Annotated in this window: 18 protein-coding genes; 8 read left to right on the top strand and 10 right to left on the bottom strand. The window is 63.6% G+C overall.

The annotated features are described in order from the left end of the window. Window positions 1–21: 21 nt before the first annotated feature. Both ACW9H9_RS18105 and ACW9H9_RS18100 read left to right on the top strand, forming a co-directional pair. Window positions 22–2,583, top strand: coding sequence for a TonB-dependent hemoglobin/transferrin/lactoferrin family receptor (locus tag ACW9H9_RS18105; protein WP_457344541.1), 2,562 nt, complete (start codon window positions 22–24; stop codon window positions 2,581–2,583). A 118-nt stretch (window positions 2,584–2,701) separates the two neighbouring features. Beyond that, complete coding sequence (locus tag ACW9H9_RS18100) at window positions 2,702–3,604, top strand: DMT family transporter (protein ID WP_457344542.1); 903 nt, start codon at window positions 2,702–2,704, stop codon at window positions 3,602–3,604. 43 nt (window positions 3,605–3,647) lie between these two features. Here ACW9H9_RS18100 and ACW9H9_RS18095 read toward each other — a convergent pair whose 3' ends face one another. The 5 genes from ACW9H9_RS18095 to ACW9H9_RS18075 all read right to left on the bottom strand — a co-directional run bounded on the left by ACW9H9_RS18095 (window position 3,648) and on the right by ACW9H9_RS18075 (window position 7,706). After that, window positions 3,648–4,865: a class I SAM-dependent methyltransferase gene (locus ACW9H9_RS18095; RefSeq protein WP_457344543.1), complete on the bottom strand. Its 1,218-nt coding sequence runs from the start codon at window positions 4,863–4,865 to the stop codon at window positions 3,648–3,650. Window positions 4,866–4,969: 104 nt separating this feature from the next. Beyond that, window positions 4,970–5,587, bottom strand: coding sequence for a TPM domain-containing protein (locus ACW9H9_RS18090; protein WP_457344544.1), 618 nt, complete (start codon window positions 5,585–5,587; stop codon window positions 4,970–4,972). A gap of 28 nt (window positions 5,588–5,615) precedes the next feature. Next, on the bottom strand, window positions 5,616–6,356 hold the full coding sequence (locus ACW9H9_RS18085; RefSeq protein ID WP_457344545.1) for a TPM domain-containing protein: 741 nt from the start codon (window positions 6,354–6,356) through the stop codon (window positions 5,616–5,618). Between the two features lie 13 nt (window positions 6,357–6,369). Further along, window positions 6,370–7,098 (bottom strand): TPM domain-containing protein, encoded by a 729-nt coding sequence (locus ACW9H9_RS18080; RefSeq protein WP_457344546.1) that lies wholly within the window; start codon window positions 7,096–7,098, stop codon window positions 6,370–6,372. Next, the gene (locus ACW9H9_RS18075; protein WP_457344547.1) at window positions 7,098–7,706 is read right to left on the bottom strand and encodes a LemA family protein; all 609 of its coding nucleotides are present in this window, start codon (window positions 7,704–7,706) and stop codon (window positions 7,098–7,100) included. The genes ACW9H9_RS18080 and ACW9H9_RS18075 overlap by 1 nt, the downstream gene beginning before the upstream one ends. A gap of 243 nt (window positions 7,707–7,949) precedes the next feature. Between ACW9H9_RS18075 and bglX the strand changes: the two genes are divergently transcribed. Beyond that, window positions 7,950–10,241 (top strand): beta-glucosidase BglX, encoded by a 2,292-nt coding sequence (gene bglX, locus ACW9H9_RS18070; protein WP_457344548.1) that lies wholly within the window; start codon window positions 7,950–7,952, stop codon window positions 10,239–10,241. A gap of 51 nt (window positions 10,242–10,292) precedes the next feature. On the opposite strand, the gene ACW9H9_RS18065 is transcribed toward bglX, so the two are convergent. From ACW9H9_RS18065 to ACW9H9_RS18050, 4 genes are all read right to left on the bottom strand, one after another. Beyond that, the gene (locus ACW9H9_RS18065; RefSeq protein WP_457344549.1) at window positions 10,293–11,450 is read right to left on the bottom strand and encodes a phospholipase D-like domain-containing protein; all 1,158 of its coding nucleotides are present in this window, start codon (window positions 11,448–11,450) and stop codon (window positions 10,293–10,295) included. A 1-nt stretch (window position 11,451) separates the two neighbouring features. Further along, entirely contained in the window at window positions 11,452–12,042 is a 591-nt protein-coding gene (locus ACW9H9_RS18060; protein ID WP_457344550.1) for a YceI family protein, read from the bottom strand. 78 nt (window positions 12,043–12,120) lie between these two features. Beyond that, window positions 12,121–12,435 (bottom strand): amidase, encoded by a 315-nt coding sequence (locus ACW9H9_RS18055; RefSeq protein ID WP_457344551.1) that lies wholly within the window; start codon window positions 12,433–12,435, stop codon window positions 12,121–12,123. After that, window positions 12,432–13,523: a serine hydrolase domain-containing protein gene (locus tag ACW9H9_RS18050; protein WP_457344552.1), complete on the bottom strand. Its 1,092-nt coding sequence runs from the start codon at window positions 13,521–13,523 to the stop codon at window positions 12,432–12,434. The genes ACW9H9_RS18055 and ACW9H9_RS18050 overlap by 4 nt, the downstream gene beginning before the upstream one ends. 208 nt (window positions 13,524–13,731) lie before the next feature. On the opposite strand from ACW9H9_RS18050, the gene olsB reads away from it, so the two are divergent. After that, window positions 13,732–14,487 (top strand): L-ornithine N(alpha)-acyltransferase, encoded by a 756-nt coding sequence (gene olsB / locus ACW9H9_RS18045; protein ID WP_457344553.1) that lies wholly within the window; start codon window positions 13,732–13,734, stop codon window positions 14,485–14,487. Further along, window positions 14,487–15,278: a lysophospholipid acyltransferase family protein gene (locus ACW9H9_RS18040; protein ID WP_457344554.1), complete on the top strand. Its 792-nt coding sequence runs from the start codon at window positions 14,487–14,489 to the stop codon at window positions 15,276–15,278. The genes olsB and ACW9H9_RS18040 overlap by 1 nt, the downstream gene beginning before the upstream one ends. Window positions 15,279–15,301: 23 nt before the next feature. On the opposite strand, the gene ACW9H9_RS18035 is transcribed toward ACW9H9_RS18040, so the two are convergent. Next, a complete protein-coding gene (locus tag ACW9H9_RS18035; RefSeq protein WP_457344555.1) occupies window positions 15,302–15,886 on the bottom strand; it encodes an acyl carrier protein phosphodiesterase in 585 nt (194 codons plus the stop codon). A gap of 156 nt (window positions 15,887–16,042) precedes the next feature. Here ACW9H9_RS18035 and ACW9H9_RS18030 point away from each other — a divergent pair, with 156 nt between their 5' ends. The 3 genes from ACW9H9_RS18030 to ACW9H9_RS18020 are packed head-to-tail and all read left to right on the top strand — an operon-like array spanning window position 16,043 to window position 18,619. Then, window positions 16,043–16,357 (top strand): ArsR/SmtB family transcription factor, encoded by a 315-nt coding sequence (locus tag ACW9H9_RS18030; RefSeq protein WP_457344556.1) that lies wholly within the window; start codon window positions 16,043–16,045, stop codon window positions 16,355–16,357. A gap of 14 nt (window positions 16,358–16,371) precedes the next feature. Beyond that, complete coding sequence (locus ACW9H9_RS18025; protein ID WP_457344557.1) at window positions 16,372–17,538, top strand: MFS transporter; 1,167 nt, start codon at window positions 16,372–16,374, stop codon at window positions 17,536–17,538. 25 nt (window positions 17,539–17,563) lie between these two features. After that, window positions 17,564–18,619, top strand: coding sequence for an alkene reductase (locus ACW9H9_RS18020; RefSeq protein WP_457344558.1), 1,056 nt, complete (start codon window positions 17,564–17,566; stop codon window positions 18,617–18,619). Window positions 18,620–18,684: the final 65 nt, after the last annotated feature.

Raw genomic sequence — 18,684 nt, 5'->3', positions numbered from 1 at the left:
TTGGCCACCCCGGGGGATTTCATGTTTCGCGCGCCTTGCCACGTTTCGCCTGTGTTTCTTCGACCGGCACTGATTGCCACGTGCCTCACGTTCAGCCTCGTCGCCCATGCCGACTCACTTACCCTGAAGCTGCCGTCCCAGGACCTGGCCGCGTCGCTGAGCCAGGTGGCGCAGCAGGCAAAAATCCAGCTGCTGTTCGATGAAACCTTGCTGAAAAATGTGCAGGCGCCAGCCATCAATGGCGACTTCACCCCCGAAGTGGCGATCCGCACGCTGTTGAAAAACGGCAACTTCACCCTGATCAAAGTCGGCAGCACCTACGTGGTGCGCCCCGAAGAGGCCAAGACCACCCACAGCGGCGCCATCCAGCTGGACGCCTTGAGCGTGATCGGCAGCGGTAACGATGTCGACTCCAGCACCGTGGGCCGCTCCACCCTGAGCCAGGCCGACATCGACCGTTATCAACCCAATAACATCCCCAGCCTGTTGCAGACGCTGCCCGGGATCACCATGGGCGGCTCGCCCAAGCCCGGCGGGCAGACCATCAACATTCGCGGCCTGGGCGACGCCGAAGACGTGCCCTTGACCGTCGACGGCGCCACCAAGACCGGTTTCGAGCGCTACCAGCAAGGCACGATTTTCATCGAGCCCGAGTTGATCAAAAGCATCGAAGTGGAGAAAGGCCCGCACTCGGCCTTCAACGGCAATGGCGGCTTTGGCGGCACGGTCAACATGACCACCAAGGACGCCCCGGACCTGCTCAAGGACGGCCGCAACACCGGCGCCATGCTCAAATACGGCTACTCCAGCAATGACCACGAGCAGGTCTACAGCGGCGCCGTCTATGGCCGCACCGACGATGGCCGTTTCGACGCCCTGGCCTACCTGACCCAGCGCGACGGCGGCGACATGAAGCTGGCCGGGCACATTCCCGACCCGGGCAACGACTACCCGATCAACCCCAAGCGCCTGCCCAACAGCGCCCAGGATGTGGACGGCAAACTGTTCAAGGTGAACATGTACCTCACCGATGAACAGAGCGTGGGCCTGTCCTACTCACGTTCCAACAGCGCGCGCTGGACGCCCTTTTCGGCCGCCAGCTACCCCATGCCGCCCAACCAGTTCAGCATCGACAAATATGGCTATGAAGGCGCCCTCAAACGCCTGCTGGCTCACCGCGAAACCGTCGATACCACCTGGTCGGGCAAGTACGAATACAAACCGTTGGACAACCCGCTGGTGGACCTGAAGATCAGCTATTCGCAGTCCAACACCGACCAGACCGACCGGCGTAACGCCGACGCGTTCTTCCAGATCTCCACCGGCGGGCGTCAGATGGACACGTCCTACGACGACAAGATCCTCGAGGTCCGCAACATCAGCCTGCTCACCACCGGGCCGCTGGAACATGCGATCACCACCGGCGTGCAGATCCGCAAGCACATCCGCGACACCGACATGTGGATGCCCGGCGCGATCTACAACACGCCCAAATACAACTACGGGCACTTCCAGCCTTCGTTCATGCCGTCGGGCAAGGTCGACACCAACAGTTTCTACCTTCAGGACGCCGTGACCCTGGGCGACTTTACCCTCACCCCGTCCCTGCGCTACGACCACGTGCGCAACCGCGGCGAGGGCAACGATGCGCCGTATTACGACAACCCCGACCCGGCCTTTGGCCACGACTACAGCGACCGCACTTACACCGGCTGGTCGCCGCGCCTGGCGGCCTTCTGGAAACTCACCCCGGACGTGGCGATGTTCGCCAACTGGAGCAAGACCTGGCGTGCCCCGGTCATCGACGAACAGTACGAAGTGCAAGGCGTGGGCAGCCGTCCGGCCACCAGCCTGGACCTGAACCCGGAGCGCATTACGGCGATCACCGTGGGCAACATCACCAACTTTGCCAACGTGATGAGCCAGGGCGACAACCTGCAACTGCGCACCTCGCTGTTTCATAACCGCATCGAAGATGAAATTTTCCGGGCCACCGGGGTGGGCTGCGAAAACCAGACCGTGGTCGGCGGCAGTATTGCCGACAGCTGCAAAGGCCTGCCGCCCATGGCCAACTACCGCAACATTGGCGGCATGACCATCAAGGGTTTCGAGGTCGAAAGCTACTACGACTCCAGCTACCTGTTCGGTTCGCTGACCTACTCCTGGACCACCGGCAAACGCGACAACCCCTACACCAACCCGTGGGGCCACCACGTCTGGGCGCGCGACATTCCGCCGGCCAAATGGGTGGCGGTGCTGGGCACCAAAATCCCGAGCTGGGACGCGCAAGTGGGTTGGCAAGGGCAGTTCGTGCGCAAGACCGACCGCCTGCCGAGCGACAAATACCCCAGCGGCATCGGCTCCAACTTTGGCGACTCGTTTTATGACCAGACCGAAAACGCCAGCTACAACACCCAGGGCCTGTTCGCCAACTGGAAGCCGCAGCAGGCTTACCTGAAGGGCACCGAAGTCAACTTCACCGTCGACAACCTGTTCAACCGCAGCTATTTGCCTGCCCTCAGCGGCGACAACGCCTACAGTGAAGGCCGCAACGCCAAGATCAGCGTGACGCGATTCTTCTGACGCCAGCACCGGGCGCAAACTGTACGGATAAATCTGCACCCAGCTGTAGGCCCCCGAATACGGGGGCCTGTGGCTAGATGGGCGTCCACTTCCGGCCCCTTCGATTCTGGTTGCCCCCATGCGTACCCGCGAAAACACCGGCATGGCCCTCGGCCTGCTGGGCGTCATCATCTTCAGCCTGACCCTGCCCTTCACCCGCATCGTGGTGCTGGAAATCCACCCGCTGCTCAACGGCCTGGGGCGCGCCCTGTTCGCGGCGATTCCGGCGGCAGCGCTGTTGCTGTACCGGCGCGAACGCTGGCCCACCTGGCGCCAGGTGCGCGGGCTGACGCTGGTGATTGCCGGGGTGATCCTGGGGTTTCCGGTGCTGTCGGCATGGGCCATGCAAACCCTGCCCGCGTCCCATGGCGCGCTGGTCAACGGCTTGCAGCCGTTGTGCGTGGCGCTGTACGCGGCGTGGTTGTCCCATGAGCGGCCGTCAAAAGCCTTCTGGGCCTGCGCGGCCTTGGGCAGTGCGCTGGTGCTGGGTTATGCCCTGATCACCGGCGCGGGCAGTATCCAGCCGGGCGATTTGCTGATGCTGGGCGCCATTGCCGTGGGCGGCCTGGGCTACGCCGAAGGTGGCCGGTTGGCCAAGGAGATGGGCGGCTGGCAGGTGATCTGCTGGGCGCTGGTGCTGTCGACACCGGTGCTGATCGGGCCGGTGTGGTACTTGGCGGCGCAGCACCAGGGGGCTATTTCGGCACGCACCTGGTGGGCGTTCGGCTATGTGTCGCTGTTTTCCCAGTTCCTCGGCTTTTTTGCCTGGTACGCCGGGCTGGCCATGGGCGGCATCGCGCGGGTCAGCCAGATTCAGCTGTTGCAGATCTTCTTCACCATCGCCTTTTCGGCGCTGTTTTTTGGTGAGCACATCGAGCCGATTACCTGGGTATTCGCCTGCGGGGTCATCATCACGGTGATGCTGGGACGCAAGACAGCCGTACAACCCGCCCCCGCCCCCAACGCCACCACGACCGGATAAGGACCGTACCCCTGCCGAGAATGGGGCTCAGACCGGCCCATTCTCATCCCAGCAAATGGTCGGCGCGCAGCAGGGTTTCCAGGCAGTGCTCGGTGATGTGGTAGAACGCCTTCAGTTCTTGGATCTTCACCAGCAACTGCGCGTTGTCCAACGGTTCGGCCCGCTTCACCGCGAGGATCATCTTGTTCTTGTTGGTGTGTTCCAGGGAAATGAACTCAAACACCTTGGTTTCGTAGCCACACGCCTCCAGAAACAGCGCGCGCAAGCTGTCGGTGACCATTTCGGCCTGCTGCCCCAGGTGCAGGCCGTATTGCAGCATCGGCTTGAGCAACACCGGGCTCTGGATTTGCAGGCGAATCTGTTTATGGCAGCACGGCGAGCACATGATGATCGACGCCCCGGAACGGATACCGGTGTGGATCGCATAGTCGGTGGCAATGTCGCAGGCGTGCAGCGCGATCATCACGTCGAGTTCGCTCGGCGCCACGCTGCGCACATCCCCGCATTTGAACACCAGCCCCGGGTGCTCCAGGCGGGCGGCGGCGGCGTTGCACAGGGTCACCATGTCTTCGCGCAGTTCCACCCCCGTCACTTCGCCCTCGGCCTTGAGGGTGTTGCGCAGGTAATCGTGGATGGCGAATGTCAGGTAGCCCTTGCCCGAGCCGAAGTCGGCCACGCGCACCGGCTGGTCGAGCTTGAGCGGGGACGAGGTCAGTGCATGGCTGAACACTTCGATGAACTTGTTGATCTGCTTCCATTTGCGCGACATCGCCGGGATCAACGCGTGCCGGGCATCTGTCACGCCCAGGTCGGCGAGGAACGGGCGCGTCAGGTCGAGGAAGCGATTTTTCTCGCGGTTATGCTCCGCAGACGGGGCTTCGCGCAGTTGCTGTGGCTTGCTTTTGAACAGCGAGCTTTTGTTTTTCTTGCTGTATTCCAGCTGGGCTTCGTCGGTGAGCGACAACAGGTGCGCGTTCTTGAAGTGGGCCGGCAACAGCTCGGCAATCGCTGCCACGCCGCTGGCCACCGAGTAGTTCTTGGTGATGTCGCGGGTCTTGTAGCGGTACACAAACGACAGGCAAGGCTGCTCCTTGACCGTCAGTTGCTTGATGATCAGGCGCTGCAAGTCGGTTTCGTCGCCCACGTACTTGGCCAGTACCAGCTTGATAAAGGCGTTTTGCTCAAGGCTTTCGCTCAGCAGCGCGATGAACTGGGCGTGATGGTCCGGCGCAGGGCTGGCAGGTTTAGCGGTGACAGACATGAACAAAAACGCCTCGGGCTGGGAATGCCGGGCATTTTAGGGGGGATGGGGCAACAGGGCACGGAGTTATTTACCCAACGGTCTGCGATGCCCCGCCACACGCCCTATTGGAGCACCACCAGGCGGTTGGGCAGTTCGTTGCGGGTGTGGGTCAACGGCACATGCGCCTTGAGCAATTCGCCGCAGGCCTCGATGCACGTGATGAACCCCGCCAACGTCTGGCCCTGTTTCACCTGGCCGGTGAAGGCCTGGACGATGGCATCCCAGGCGTCGTCACCCAGGCGCGTGGAAATGCCCTTGTCCACCAGGATTTCGACATACCGCTCCGCTTCGCTGACAAAAATCAGCACCCCGGTGCTGCCCAGGGTGTGGTGCAAGTGCTGCTCCAGAAACTGGCGCCGCGCCAGGTTCGATGCACGCCAGTGCCGCACCGAACGGGGGATGAGCCGTGTGGTGACCTTGGGCAGGCGGAACACCAGGCACAGCACCACAAACGTGCTCCACTGCGCCAGCAACAGGGTGTACATGCTCAACAGGCCCGAGGCGAAATGAATCACGCCCGGCACCACCAGCGCCAACAGGCTGGCCCACAACAGCGGGATGTAGGCGTAGTCGTCAGCGCGGGCGGCCAGTACGGTCACCAGTTCCGCGTCGGTTTGCTGTTCGACGCGGGCGATCGCTTCAGCGACCTGGCGTTGCTCGTGTTCTGTCAGTAAGGCCATGGTTGTTGATGCTCTCTCGTTATTGTCATTACCAGCCACCTGAGGCGCCGCCTCCGCCAAAACCGCCACCGCCGCCCCGAAAGCCGCCGCCACCGCCGCCACCGCCGCCACCGCCTCCACCGCCGCCACGTCCGCTGCTGCTCAGAATCGCGGCCAGAATATACCCCACCGGCAAACCCATGCGATTGCACAGCCACAGCACAGCGATCAGCAGCAGAAACAGGCCAAGGGACAGCGCCGGGTGTTGCTCGACGAGATTGCCGTCTGCCAGGTGCGCCGGCACGGCCAGCGGGTCGCCGCCCACCACTTGCAGCATGGCCGCCACACCGTCGCTGATGCCTTTGCTGTAGTTGCCGGCCTTGAACGCCGGGGCGATCACCTGGTTGATGATCACCCAGGACTGCGCATCGGTGAGCACGCCTTCCAGGCCATAGCCGACCTCGATGCGCAATCTGCGCTCGTCCCGGGCGACGATCAGCAGCGCGCCGTTGTCCTGGCCCTTCTGGCCGATGCCCCACTGGCGCCCCAGTTGATAACCGAAGTCTTCAATGGGCACGCCTTGCAGGTCAGGCACCGTGACCACCACGATCTGATCGCCCGTGCGCTGCTCCAGGGCCTGCAATTGCCCGCTCAGTTGCTCGCGCACGGACGGGTCGATCATCTGGGCGCTGTCCACCACCCGGCCGGTGAGGGCCGGGAAGGTCAGCGCCTGCACGGCCATGGCGCTCAGCAACAGCAGCAGCGCCAGGCCCGTTCGTATCATTGCCATTGCGCCCTCCCGGCTACCAGTTACCCGTCGCCCCGCCGCCGCCAAAACTGCCACCACCGCCGCCGCCCTCCGGGCGTTTGTCGGTGTCGATCGGGCGGGGGGTGTCATCGTCATCGCTGGGGGTGGTCGGGCGCCCGTACTTGATCACCACAAAACCGATGACCAGCACAAACACACCCGCCAACCCGAAGATCACCCACAGCAGCGTCGAACTCTGCGCCTTGTGTTGCACGGCATGCCCGCCCAGCACCTGGATCATCGCCTTGACCCCTGCTGTGATTCCGGCGGCCATCTGGTTTTGTTTGAATTTGGGCGTGATCGACTGGTGGATGATCACCGAACACTGGGCATCGGTCAGGCGGTCTTCCAGGCCATAGCCCACCTCGATCCTGACCTGGTGCGCCGCTGGCACGACGATCAGCAGCGCGCCGCTGTTCTTGCCTTTTTCACCCACGCCCCAGGCCCGGCCCAGTTGGTAGCCGAAGTCTTCGATCGTGTTGCCCTTCAGGCTGTCGACGGTCACGACCACGATCTGCTCGCCGGTCTGGCGCTCGTGCTCGTCCAGCGTGTGCTGGAGCGCCGCCGCGCTGGCGCTGTCGAGCACACCGGCACGGTCGACGATGCGATCGTCCAGGTGGGCGAACTGATCGGCGATCAGCGCCGTTACCGACACGTTCGCGTCCGCCGCCAACGCCTGCCCGCACAGCAGGCAGGCGGCCAACCACCACGCACGCGCGCCCATCAAAACTTCACTTGCGGCGCTTTATCGGCACCGGCCGTGGTGGCTTCGAAGTTAGGACGGATCTGCAAGTCGCTGTACATCACGCTGTGCCACAGGCGGCCCGGGAAGGTGCGGATCTCGGTGTTGTAGGCCTGCACGGCCTGGATAAAGTCGCGCCGGGCCACGCTGATGCGGTTTTCGGTGCCTTCGAGTTGCGATTGCAGGGCCAGGAAATTCTGGTTGGCCTTGAGGTCCGGATATTGCTCGGACACCACCATCAGGCGGTTGAGTGCACCGCTCAGGCCGTCCTGGGCTTGCTGGAACTGCTTGAGTTTCTCGGGGTTGTCCAGGGTGCTGGCGTCCACCTGGATCGAAGTGGCCTTGGCCCGCGCCTCGACGACGGCGGTGAGGGTGTCCTGTTCATGGGTGGCGTAGCCTTTCACCACTTCCACCAGGTTGGGGATCAGGTCGGCGCGCCGTTGATACTGGTTTTGCACCTGGGCCCAGGCCGCCTTGGCCTGTTCGTCCAGTGTCGGCAACCGGTTGATGCCGCACCCGCCCAGCACGGTGCTGATCAACACCAGCGCCGCAGCCTTGAAGCCCCAGCGATACCCTTGAATGACTGACATATGTTTCTCCGCGAACGTCCCGTGAAATTAGATGACCCTGTAAATCCCGCGCCTGGGGCATAATCGCCCCCCACCACTGGCATGCATCCGGCCAATCAGCTAAAAGATGCCCTGCGCGAACAAGAGTTCAGATGTGTGGTGCATGCGTCTGACATAACACTCGAACAACAATAGATGTTCCCAACATTTTTGGCCGAGCAGCGTTGACGTTGTCGCTGCGCAGTACGCCACGAAAGGATATTCATGAAGAAGCTGTGTTTGCTCGGCCTTGTGGCCACCTTGGCCTGCCATCCCGTCTGGGCCGAAACCAAGCCCGCGGCCCTCAAAGACAAGGACGCCTTCGTCAACGACCTGCTCAAGCAGATGACGCTGGATGAAAAGATAGGCCAGTTGCGCCTGATCAGCATCGGCCCCGAAATGCCCCGCGAGCTGATCCGCAAGGAAATCGCCGCCGGCCGCATCGGGGGCACGTTCAACTCCATCACCCGCCCGGAAAACCGTCCGATGCAGGACGCGGCCATGCGCAGCCGCCTGAAGATCCCGATGTTCTTCGCCTATGACGTGATCCACGGCCACCGCACGATCTTCCCGATCAGCCTGGCCCTGGCCTCCAGCTGGGACATGGACGCCATCGGCCGCTCCGGGCGCATCGCTGCCCAGGAAGCCGCAGCCGACAGCCTCGACATCACCTTTGCGCCAATGGTCGATATCTCCCGCGACCCGCGCTGGGGCCGTACCTCCGAAGGGTTTGGCGAAGACACCTACCTGGTGTCGCGCATTGCCCAGGTGATGGTCAAGGCGTTCCAGGGCGCCAGCCCCGCCAATGCCGACAGCATCATGGCCAGCGTGAAGCACTTCGCGCTCTACGGCGCGGTGGAAGGCGGGCGTGACTACAACGTGGTCGACATGAGCCCGGTCAAGATGTACCAGGACTACCTGCCGCCCTACCACGCGGCGATCAAGGCCGGTTCCGGCGGTGTGATGGTGGCGCTCAACTCGATCAACGGCGTGCCCGCCACCGCCAACACCTGGCTGATGAACGACCTTTTGCGCAAGGAGTGGGGCTTCAAGGGCCTGGCGGTGAGCGACCACGGCGCGATCTTCGAACTGATCAAGCACGGCGTGGCCAAGGACGGGCGTGAAGCGGCCAAGCTTGCGATCAAGGCCGGCATCGACATGAGCATGAACGACTCGCTCTACGGCAAGGAATTGCCCGGCTTGCTCAAGTCCGGCGAGATCGAGCAAAGCGACATCGACAACGCGGTGCGCGAAGTGCTCGGCGCCAAGTACGACATGGGCCTGTTCGCCGACCCGTACCTGCGCATCGGCAAGGCCGAAAACGATCCGGCCGACACCTACTCCGAAGACCGCCTGCACCGCGCCGACGCCCGTGACATCGCGCGCCGCAGCCTGGTGCTGCTGAAAAACCAGAACGACGCCCTGCCGCTGAAAAAATCCGCCACCGTGGCCCTGGTGGGCCCGCTGGCCGACGCCCCCATCGACATCATGGGCAGTTGGGCCGCCGCCGGCCGCCCTGCGCAATCGGTCACGCTGCTTAAAGGCATGACCGACGCGCTGGCGGGCAAAGGCAAGCTGGTCTACGCCCGTGGCGCCAACATCACCAATGACAAAAAAGTCGTCGACTACCTCAACTTCCTCAACTTCGACACCCCCGAAGTGGTGGACGACACGCGCACGCCACAGGCGATGATCGATGAAGCCGTGAAGGCCGCTCAAAACGCCGACGTGGTGGTGGCCGCCGTGGGCGAGTCCCGTGGCATGTCCCACGAGTCGTCCAGCCGCACCGACCTGAACATCCCGCAGAGCCAGCGCGATTTGATCAAGGCCTTGAAAGCCACCGGCAAACCGCTGGTGCTGGTGTTGATGAACGGCCGTCCGCTGTCGATCCTCGACGAGAACCAACAGGCCGATGCCATCCTGGAAACCTGGTTCGCGGGCACCGAAGGCGGCAACGCCATCGCCGACGTGCTGTTTGGCGACTACAACCCGTCGGGCAAGCTGCCGATCACCTTCCCACGTTCGGTGGGGCAGATTCCGACCTACTACAACCACCTGAACATTGGTCGGCCGTTCACGCCGGGCAAGCCGGGCAACTACACCTCGCAGTATTTCGACGACGTGACCGGGCCGCTGTTTCCGTTCGGGTATGGCTTGAGCTACACGCAGTTCAGCCTGTCGGACATGGCGTTGTCGTCCACCACCCTGAACAAGACCGGCACACTTGAAGCCACTGTCACGGTGAAAAACACCGGCAAGCTCGACGGCGAAACCGTGGTGCAGCTGTACATCCAGGACGTGGCCGGCTCGATGATCCGCCCAGTGAAAGAGCTGAAAAACTTCCAGAAAATCCTGCTCAAGGCCGGCGAAGAGCGCGTGGTGCACTTCACGATCGCCGAGGACGACTTGAAGTTCTACAACACCCAGCTCAAATACGCTGCCGAGCCGGGCGAGTTCAACGTCCAGATCGGGCTCGACTCCCAGGACGTGAAACAGCAGAGCTTCAATCTGCTGTAGGAACGTGGGGAAGTGTCTAGCGGCAAGCGATTGGCTTGCCGCTTTCCTCTCCTACCCCCTGCGATCGAGCAGGTTGACCACCAGCCTGTCGATCCAGCCCCACACGCGTTGCTTGACCCGTCGCCACAACGGCCGCGACTTCCACATTTGCAGGCTCACGGCCTGGCTCTGCGCAAAATCGCGCTCGAAACTGCCCGCCACGGCCACCGTCAGTTCAGGGTCCAGCGCTTCCAGGTTCGCCTCCAGGTTGAAGCGCAAATTCCAGTGGTCGAAGTTGCAGGACCCGATGCTCACCCAGTCGTCCACCAGCACCATTTTCAGGTGCAAAAAACACGGCTGGTATTCGAAAATCTGCACCCCGGACTTGAGCAGGCGCGGGTAATAGCGGTGGCCAGCGTAGCGCACGGAAGGGTGATCGGTACGCGGGCCGGTGAGCAGCAAGCGCACGTCCACCCCGCGCCCCGCCGCCCGGCGCAAGGCGCGGCGGACGCCAAAGGTCGGCAAAAAATACGGCGTGGCCAGCCAGATGCGCTGGTGGCTGTTGTTCAGGGCGCGGATCAACGATTGCAGGATGTCGCGGTGCTGGCGGGCATCGGCGTAGGCCACGCGGCCCAGCCCCGGGCCGCTGGCCGGCACTTTGGGCAGGCGCGGCAGGCCAAAATGCATCGGCGGTTTCCAGGCCTTGCGGGCGGCGTTGGCCAGCCATTGCCGGTCGAACAGCACTTGCCAGTCCTGCACCAGGGGGCCGGTGATGTGCACCATGACTTCGTGCCAGTCGCCGGTGTCTTTGCCGGGTGTCCAGAACTCATCCGTCACGCCGGTGCCACCGACCACGGCGACGTGCCCGTCGATGAGCAGCAATTTGCGGTGGTCGCGGTACAGGTTGCGCATCCCGCGGCGCCAGTTCAGCCGATTGTAGAAGCGCAGGTGCACCCCCGCGTCGGTCAGGCGCCGACGCAGGCCGAGGGTGAAGGCCAGGCTGCCGTAGTCATCGAACAGGCAGCGCACCTGCACACCCCGTTCGGCGGCTTGCACCAGCGCCTGCACCATCGCCTCGGCGCAGGCGCCCGCCTCCACCAGGTACAACTCCAGGTCCACCTGGCGCTCGGCGCGGGCGATGCCCACCAGCATCTGCGGGAAAAACTGCGGGCCGTCGATGAGCAATTCAAAACGATTGGCGCTGCGCCACGGGAACACTGCGCCGCTCATGTCAGCGTGCCGTGAAGATCAGCACCGCACCCACCGGCACCGACAGGCTGATTTGCGACAGGCCAGCGGCCTTGCGCAAGGTGGTGATCCCCGGCAGCAGGTCGAAGTCTTCGGCGTGCACCACCAACGGCTCCAGGGTGACCACCTGGAAACGCCGGTCATCCAGACGCGTGGCCAGCAACTCGGCCGTGTAGGTCTGGGTCTTGCCGTGCAGCGTCACCGACAGCGGCAGGCGCAACTCCACCTGGGCACCGGCGGCGAGGTCGTTGATCGGCTGCAGGTTGAGCTGCGCGTTGATCAGCGCATCGGGAAACGTCTTGATCTGGAACAGGTCGTTGCGCATGCGCTCATCGCGCAGGGGCACGCCGCTGTTGACCGACTCCAGCTCCACTTCCAACTGTGCGGCGCCTGCGCTGTCGACCTTGCCGTGCAGCACCAGAAAGCGCTGCACCTCGGCGATATCGGCGTTTTTGGTGGTGACAAACGAAAGGCGCGAGGATTCGTTATCCAAGTACCAGGCGGCCTGGGCAGGCAGGGCCGCGTAGGCCAACAGCCCGCAGGCCAGGGATTTGAACAGGGACGCGTTGAACATAGAGACTCGTGGGGCGATAAACCTGCACGAACCTTAACCGCCCGGTCATGACGGGTGCAAACCCAAATGCGCGCCCGTTTACGGCAGCAAGCGACAGCCCTGGCGCTCCCCCAGCCACTGCGCGCTGTGGGTGCGGCCCAGGCCGCTGGCGGTGACCAGGCGTTTTTGCGGGTCGTCGGCAAAGGCGCTGGTGGGCACGTATTGCTTCACATAACCCTGGCAATACGCTTCAGGGTTGCCCTCGACGTAGCGGCAGGAGCAGTACTCCTTGGCGGTGTAGGCGGCAATGATGTCGGGGAAGGCTTGCAGGTTGACGCGCGCATGCCAGACCCACCCCAGCAGCGCGACAAGCAACAGGGCCAACAGGCTGAGCAGCGGGTGACGGCGGATCATGGTTGCACCTGTGGGTTCACGGCGGCGAGCACGCGCTTGAGCAATTCGTTGTGGCGGTAGCTGCTGTCCCGGTCATCGCCGTAGCGCACCACGATCAGGTGTTCGTCGGGCATCACGTACAGCGCCTGGCCCCAATGACCGAGGGCGGCAAACGTGTCGGCGGGGGCGTCTGGCCACGGGCGGGCGGCGCCCTGCACGGCACGGTTGAGCCACCAGTGCCCGCCGGGGACGGCTTCGTCCTGGCCGGCCTGGTAGCGGTCGAAGGGTTGCAGGTTGAAGTCGACCCACGCCTTGGGCACCAACTGGCGCTCGCCCCAACGCCCGTCGCGCGCCATCAGCAGCCCTACGCGCGCCAGGTCGCGGGCGGTGAGGTAGGCGTAGGACGAGCCGACGAACGTTTCGTAGGCGTCGGTTTCCCAAGTGGCGCTGCGGATACCCAGCGGGGTGAAGAGCGCGTCCCAGGGGTAATCCATATACGCCTTGTGGCCGAGCATGCCCTTGAGCGCAGCCGACAGCAGGTTGCTGTCGCCGCTGGAATAGCGAAAGGCCTGGCCCGGCGGCACGGCGGTGGGGGTGTCGGCGGTGAACCCGGCCATGTCGCTGCGCCCGCGGGTGTAGAGCATCGCCACGACCGAGGAGTTGAGCGGGGCGTATTCGTAGTCTTCCTGCCAGTCCAGGCCCGAGGCCCAGTGCAGCAGGTCGGCCATGGTCACATTGGGGTGTTGTTTCATCGACGGCAAGAACCGCGCAGCGGGGTCGGTGAGCTTGAAGCGGTTTTCGCCGAACGCCACGCCCAGCACGGTGGCCATCAGGCTTTTGCTGACCGACCAGGTCAGGTGCGGCGTGCTCGCGGTGGTGGGGGCAGCGTAGCGCTCATAAATGATCTGGCCGTCGCGGATCACCAGCAGGGCGTCGGTGCGCACGCCCTGGCGGGTGGCGTCGTCGCGGGGGGCGAAGGCGTAGTCATCCAGGGCCTGGACGGCCGCGCCGGTCAGTGCCGGGCCTTGGGACCAGTCCGGTACGGGCCAGGTTTCAGCATGGGCGGTAACGGTGAACAACAAGGCGGCGCACAACAGGCCTCTGACCATGGACGACAACTCAAAGCGCGGTATTCGGGCCCGGGAATTTATCTCAGTCCCATGGCAGTTTTGTGACAGCTCGCGCCACGCCACGCGGGCCGTGCCCTGTCATCTAAGCGTCACTGTAACTTCATGGAGATGACACCGGGCGTACCTAGCCTGACTGAGACAAACAAGTCGACCGGCCGCAACCCTGGCCGGCACTCGGAGACTCGCCATGACTCAGATCGCCCGCATCAGCGACACCGGCAATGAACGCCGCCTGCAAGCCGAACGCCTGGTCGGCGCCCAGGCTTTGCAGGAAGCCCAGGCCCTGCGTTTCAACGTGTTCAGCGGCGAATTCAACGCCAAGCTCAAGGGCGCTGAACACGGCCTGGACATGGATGACTATGATGTTCACTGCAGCCACATCGGCGTGCGGGACTTGAACAGCGGTCGACTGGTGGCCACCACCCGCCTGCTGGACCACCAGGCCGCCAGCACCTTGGGCCGGTTCTACAGCGAAGAAGAATTCAGCCTCCACGGCCTGTTGCACTTGCAGGGGCCAATCCTGGAAATCGGCCGCACCTGCGTCGACCCGGCCTACCGCAACGGCGGCACCATTGCGGTGTTGTGGGGCGAGTTGGCCGAAGTGCTCAACCAGGGCGGCTATAGCTACCTGATGGGCTGCGCGAGCATCCCGATGCACGACGGCGGCATCCAGGCCCACGCGATCATGCAGCGCCTGCGCGAACGCTACCTGTGCAATGAACACCTGCGTGCGGTGCCGAAAAAACCGCTGCCGACCCTGGACTTGCCGTCCAACGTCATCGCCGAAATGCCGCCGCTGCTCAAGGCCTACATGCGCCTGGGCGCGAAGATCTGCGGCGAGCCGTGCTGGGACGAGGATTTCCAGGTGGCCGACGTGTTCATCCTGCTCAAGCGCGACGAGCTGTGCCCGCGTTATGCCCGCCACTTCAAGGCGGCCATGTGATGCAGCGCCTGCGGGTCTACGGGCGCATCGCCCGGGTGCTGTTGGTGGTGGGGCTGGGCCTGAGCATGGCCAGCGTGTTTGGTGCGTTTGAGCGTTTGGGCATCGCCAATTCGATGGTGCGCCGCCAGCGCTGGTCGCGGTTTTTCATGGCGCGACTGACCAACGCCCTGCCCTTTCGCGTGACCGTGCACGGGGACGTGCCGCAACAGCCCATGCTGTGGGTGAGCAACCATGTGTCGTGGACCGACATCCCGCTGCTGGGCATGGTCACGCCGATGTCGTTTCTGTCCAAGGCCGAGGTGCGCACCTGGCCGGTGGCCGGTTGGCTGGCGGCAAAGGCCGGCAGTTTGTTTATCCGTCGCGGGTCGGGCGACAGCCAATTGATCCGCAAACAAATGACCCGTCACCTGGAACAACAGCACCCGCTGCTGATGTTTCCGGAAGGCACCACCACCGACGGGCGTGCCCTGCGCACGTTCCACGGGCGCTTGCTGGCCAGTGCGATTGACGCCCAGGTGGCGTTGCAGCCGGTGGCGATCCGTTACCTGCGAGACGGGCACATCGATGCGCTGGCGCCGTTCATTGGCGATGATGATTTGCTCTCGCACCTGATGCGCTTGTTTGCCAATGACCAGGGCGATGTCGAGATTCATCTGCTCAAGCCCATCGCCTGTGCCGGGCAGGAACGCGCGGCGCTGGCGTACCAGGCGCAGCAGGCGGTGCAAAAGGCGTTGTTCGGGCCGGTGCCCGACACCGCGCCAGCGCCCGCACGCCCAGCCTATGCCGCCTGAACGGTGAGCGCTTGCTCCCCTCGTTAGTAAGGGCGTGCCAATTGGCTATTGGAGAAGGTCTGGAGTTGCGGGTAGAACAGCCGGAAGTCATCGCTTAACGGTTCGTACAACACCCGCAATTCTTGCATCGCCTGGTCCAGCGCCTCTGGTTGGCTCAACCGCCGGGCGATGCCGCGCAGCACCTGCTCCATCACCGCAAACTCGCGGTACGAGCCCAGCCAGTCATCTGCCGCCATATACGGTGCGATTTGCGCCAGCCTGCCCGGCAATGCGGGCTCCTGGGCGAGTACCCGGTACACCCGCGAAGTGAAGGACGCCAGCGGTTGATCGGCATACAAGGCCCAATCACGCGCCAGGCAGTGGTCGAAAAACACGTCCAGCACAATCCCCGCATACCGCCGCCGGGTCAGGGTGAAACGCGACAGCGCCGCCCCGATCAACGGGTGGCTGTCGGTAAAACGGTCGATGGCGCGATGCAGCTGGATGGCCGCCTCGATTTGCGGGCTGAACCGGCCTTGCAGGGGGCCTTTGACGAAATCGCCATAGAGGCTGCCCAGCAGTTGCGCAGGAAGTTCGCCGCCCAGGTGCAGATGTGCGAGATAATTCATGCCGCGCAGTCTAGCACTGCGCTCAACGCATCGTTATAACCCGATATACCGATTTGTTCTCGCGCAAGATCAAAATCATATTTGTATATCGGGATATACCGATTTAAAGTTCGCCTCATCGCGATATAACGTTTTATCGACACCGAGCACCCTGCCATGTCCATCGACCTCGACGAAATAATAAAAGCCCTGGCACACCCAGTACGGCGAGACATCCTCAGCTGGCTCAAGCACCCGCAAGTGCAATTCCCCGAACAACTGCATAACCACGAATACGGCATTTGTGCCGGGCAGATCGACCAGCGCTGCGGCTTGTCGCAGTCCACCGTCTCGGCCCACTTGGCCACGCTGCAACGCGCCGGGCTGATCGTCAGCCAAAAAGCCGGCCAATGGCACTTTTTCAAACGCAATGAAGACACCATCCAGGCGTTCATCACCGCGTTCACCCAAGAACTCAACGCAACGCAGTAACCAAGGATCCGACAATGCCTCTCTCGCTACTCATACTGGCCTTAAGCGCCTTCGCCATCGGCACCACCGAGTTCGTCATCATGGGCCTGCTGCCCGACGTGGCGGCCGACCTCGGCGTTTCGATTCCCGGCGCGGGCTGGCTGGTGACCGGCTATGCGCTGGGCGTCGCCATCGGCGCGCCCTTCATGGCACTGGCCACCGCCAAGCTGCCACGCAAGGCCGCCCTGGTGGCGTTGATGGGCATTTTCATCATTGGCAACCTGCTGTGTGCACTGGCCAGCGACTACAACGTGCTGATGCTGGCACGGGTGGTGACCGCGTTGTGTCACGGCGCCTTCTTCGGGATTGGCTCGGTGGTGGCCGCCAACCTGGTGGCCCCCAACAAACGCGCGTCGGCCGTGGCCCTGATGTTCACCGGCCTGACCTTGGCCAATGTGCTGGGCGTTCCCCTGGGCACCGCGCTGGGCCAGGAAGCGGGCTGGCGGTCCACGTTCTGGGCGGTGACGGTGATTGGTGTGGTTGCGTTCATCGGCCTGATCCGCTTCCTGCCGGCCAAGCGTGACGAAGAAAAACTCGACATGCGCGCCGAACTGGCCGCGCTCAAGGGCGCCGGCATCTGGTTGTCGCTGACCATGACCGCGTTGTTCTCCGCTTCGATGTTCACCCTCTTTACGTACGTCGCGCCGCTGCTGGGCGATGTCACCGGCGTGTCGCCCAAGGGCGTGACCTGGACCCTGCTGCTGATCGGCCTGGGCCTGACCGTGGGCAACGTCATCGGCGGCAAGCTGGCGGACAAGCGTGTGTCGGCCACCCTGATCGGGGTGTTCATCAGCATGGCGGTGGTGTCCACCGCGCTGACCTGGACCAGCGCTGCCGTCATCCCGACTGAAATCACCCTGTTCCTGTGGGCCACCGCCGCCTTTGCCGCGGTGCCTGCACTGCAAATCAACGTCGTCACCTTTGGCAAGGCGGCGCCCAACCTGGTGTCCACCTTGAACATCGGTGCCTTCAACGTCGGCAACGCGCTGGGTGCCTGGGTGGGCGGCACCGTGATTGCCGGTGGTTTTGGCCTCACCAGCGTACCGCTGGCAGCCGCTGCGCTGGCGGTGCTCGCACTGCTGGTGACCTTGATTACTTTCCGTCAGGGCGGCGACGCCGACCTGGCCCCTGCGACCAACTGATCACTCCATTAGCGAAGGTATTTTCATGACCACTATTTTCGATCCGATCAAACTGGGCGACCTGGAACTGTCGAACCGCATCATCATGGCGCCGCTGACCCGCTGCCGTGCTGACGAGGGCCGTGTTCCCAACGCATTGATGGCCGAGTACTACGTACAGCGCGCCTCCGCCGGGCTGATCATCAGTGAAGCGACCTCCGTGACCGCCATGGGCGTGGGCTACCCGGACACCCCGGGCATCTGGTCCAACGACCAGGTGCGCGGCTGGGCCAACGTGACCAAGGCCGTGCACGGCGCTGGCGGCAAGATTGTCCTGCAACTGTGGCACGTGGGCCGTGTGTCCCACCCGTCCTACCTGAACGGCGAAGCGCCGGTGGCGCCAAGTGCCCTGCAGCCTAAAGGCCACGTCAGCCTGGTACGCCCGCTCGCCGACTACCCGACCCCGCGCGCGCTGGAAACCGCTGAAATCGCCGACATCGTCGACGCCTACCGCACCGGCGCCGAAAACGCCAAGGCCGCCGGCTTCGACGGCGTGGAAATCCACGGCGCCAACGGCTACCTGCTCGACCAGTTCCTGCAAAGCAGCACCAACCAGCGCACCGACCACTACGGCGGCTCCCTGGAAAACCGTGCCCGCCTGTTGCTGGAAGTGACCGACGCTGCCATCGAAGTCTGGGGCGCTGGCCGTGTGGGCGTGCACTTGGCACCCCGCGCCGATTCCCACGACATGGGCGACGCCAACCTGGCCGAAACCTTTACCTACGTCGCCCGCGAACTGGGTAAACGTGGCATCGCGTTCATCTGCTCCCGTGAAAAGGAAGCAGGCGACAGCCTCGGCCCACAATTGAAAGAAGCCTTCGGCGGCCCGTACATCATCAACGAGCGCTTCACCAAAGACAGCGCCAATGCGTGGCTGGCCTCCGGCAAGGCCGATGCAGTAGCGTTCGGCGTGCCGTTCATCGCCAACCCCGACCTGCCTGCGCGCTTGAAAGCCGACGCACCGCTGAACGATCCACATCCAGAAACGTTCTACGGCAAAGGCCCGGTGGGTTACATCGACTACCCGACACTGGCGGTCTGAGTTTGTCGAAGTAAACGTGGCCAGCGGGGTGACCTGCTGGAAGCAATGCCCGTGTCGCAGGACAT

The sequence above is a fragment of the Pseudomonas sp. SDO5215_S409 genome (assembly GCF_054071325.1).
The sequence above is the reverse complement of the archived record's forward strand: the minus strand, read 5'-3'. Positions and strand labels throughout refer to the sequence as shown.

Excerpts from the sequence above, each read along its gene's own strand:
- ACW9H9_RS18035 (WP_457344555.1), bottom strand. The coding sequence starts at position 15,886 with ATGAATTATCTCGCACATCTGCACCTGGGCGGCGAACTTCCTGCGCAA.
- ACW9H9_RS18050 (WP_457344552.1), bottom strand. The coding sequence starts at position 13,523 with ATGGTCAGAGGCCTGTTGTGCGCCGCCTTGTTGTTCACCGTTACCGCC.
- ACW9H9_RS18020 (WP_457344558.1), top strand. The coding sequence starts at position 17,564 with ATGACCACTATTTTCGATCCGATCAAACTGGGCGACCTGGAACTGTCG.
- ACW9H9_RS18025 (WP_457344557.1), top strand. The coding sequence starts at position 16,372 with ATGCCTCTCTCGCTACTCATACTGGCCTTAAGCGCCTTCGCCATCGGC.
- ACW9H9_RS18075 (WP_457344547.1), bottom strand. The coding sequence starts at position 7,706 with ATGTCAGTCATTCAAGGGTATCGCTGGGGCTTCAAGGCTGCGGCGCTG.
- ACW9H9_RS18040 (WP_457344554.1), top strand. The coding sequence starts at position 14,487 with ATGCAGCGCCTGCGGGTCTACGGGCGCATCGCCCGGGTGCTGTTGGTG.
- ACW9H9_RS18105 (WP_457344541.1), top strand. The coding sequence starts at position 22 with ATGTTTCGCGCGCCTTGCCACGTTTCGCCTGTGTTTCTTCGACCGGCA.
- ACW9H9_RS18090 (WP_457344544.1), bottom strand. The coding sequence starts at position 5,587 with ATGGCCTTACTGACAGAACACGAGCAACGCCAGGTCGCTGAAGCGATC.
- ACW9H9_RS18030 (WP_457344556.1), top strand. The coding sequence starts at position 16,043 with ATGTCCATCGACCTCGACGAAATAATAAAAGCCCTGGCACACCCAGTA.
- ACW9H9_RS18080 (WP_457344546.1), bottom strand. The coding sequence starts at position 7,098 with ATGGGCGCGCGTGCGTGGTGGTTGGCCGCCTGCCTGCTGTGCGGGCAG.
- ACW9H9_RS18100 (WP_457344542.1), top strand. The coding sequence starts at position 2,702 with ATGCGTACCCGCGAAAACACCGGCATGGCCCTCGGCCTGCTGGGCGTC.
- olsB (WP_457344553.1), top strand. The coding sequence starts at position 13,732 with ATGACTCAGATCGCCCGCATCAGCGACACCGGCAATGAACGCCGCCTG.
- ACW9H9_RS18085 (WP_457344545.1), bottom strand. The coding sequence starts at position 6,356 with ATGGCAATGATACGAACGGGCCTGGCGCTGCTGCTGTTGCTGAGCGCC.
- ACW9H9_RS18055 (WP_457344551.1), bottom strand. The coding sequence starts at position 12,435 with ATGATCCGCCGTCACCCGCTGCTCAGCCTGTTGGCCCTGTTGCTTGTC.
- ACW9H9_RS18065 (WP_457344549.1), bottom strand. The coding sequence starts at position 11,450 with ATGAGCGGCGCAGTGTTCCCGTGGCGCAGCGCCAATCGTTTTGAATTG.
- ACW9H9_RS18095 (WP_457344543.1), bottom strand. The coding sequence starts at position 4,865 with ATGTCTGTCACCGCTAAACCTGCCAGCCCTGCGCCGGACCATCACGCC.
- ACW9H9_RS18060 (WP_457344550.1), bottom strand. The coding sequence starts at position 12,042 with ATGTTCAACGCGTCCCTGTTCAAATCCCTGGCCTGCGGGCTGTTGGCC.
- bglX (WP_457344548.1), top strand. The coding sequence starts at position 7,950 with ATGAAGAAGCTGTGTTTGCTCGGCCTTGTGGCCACCTTGGCCTGCCAT.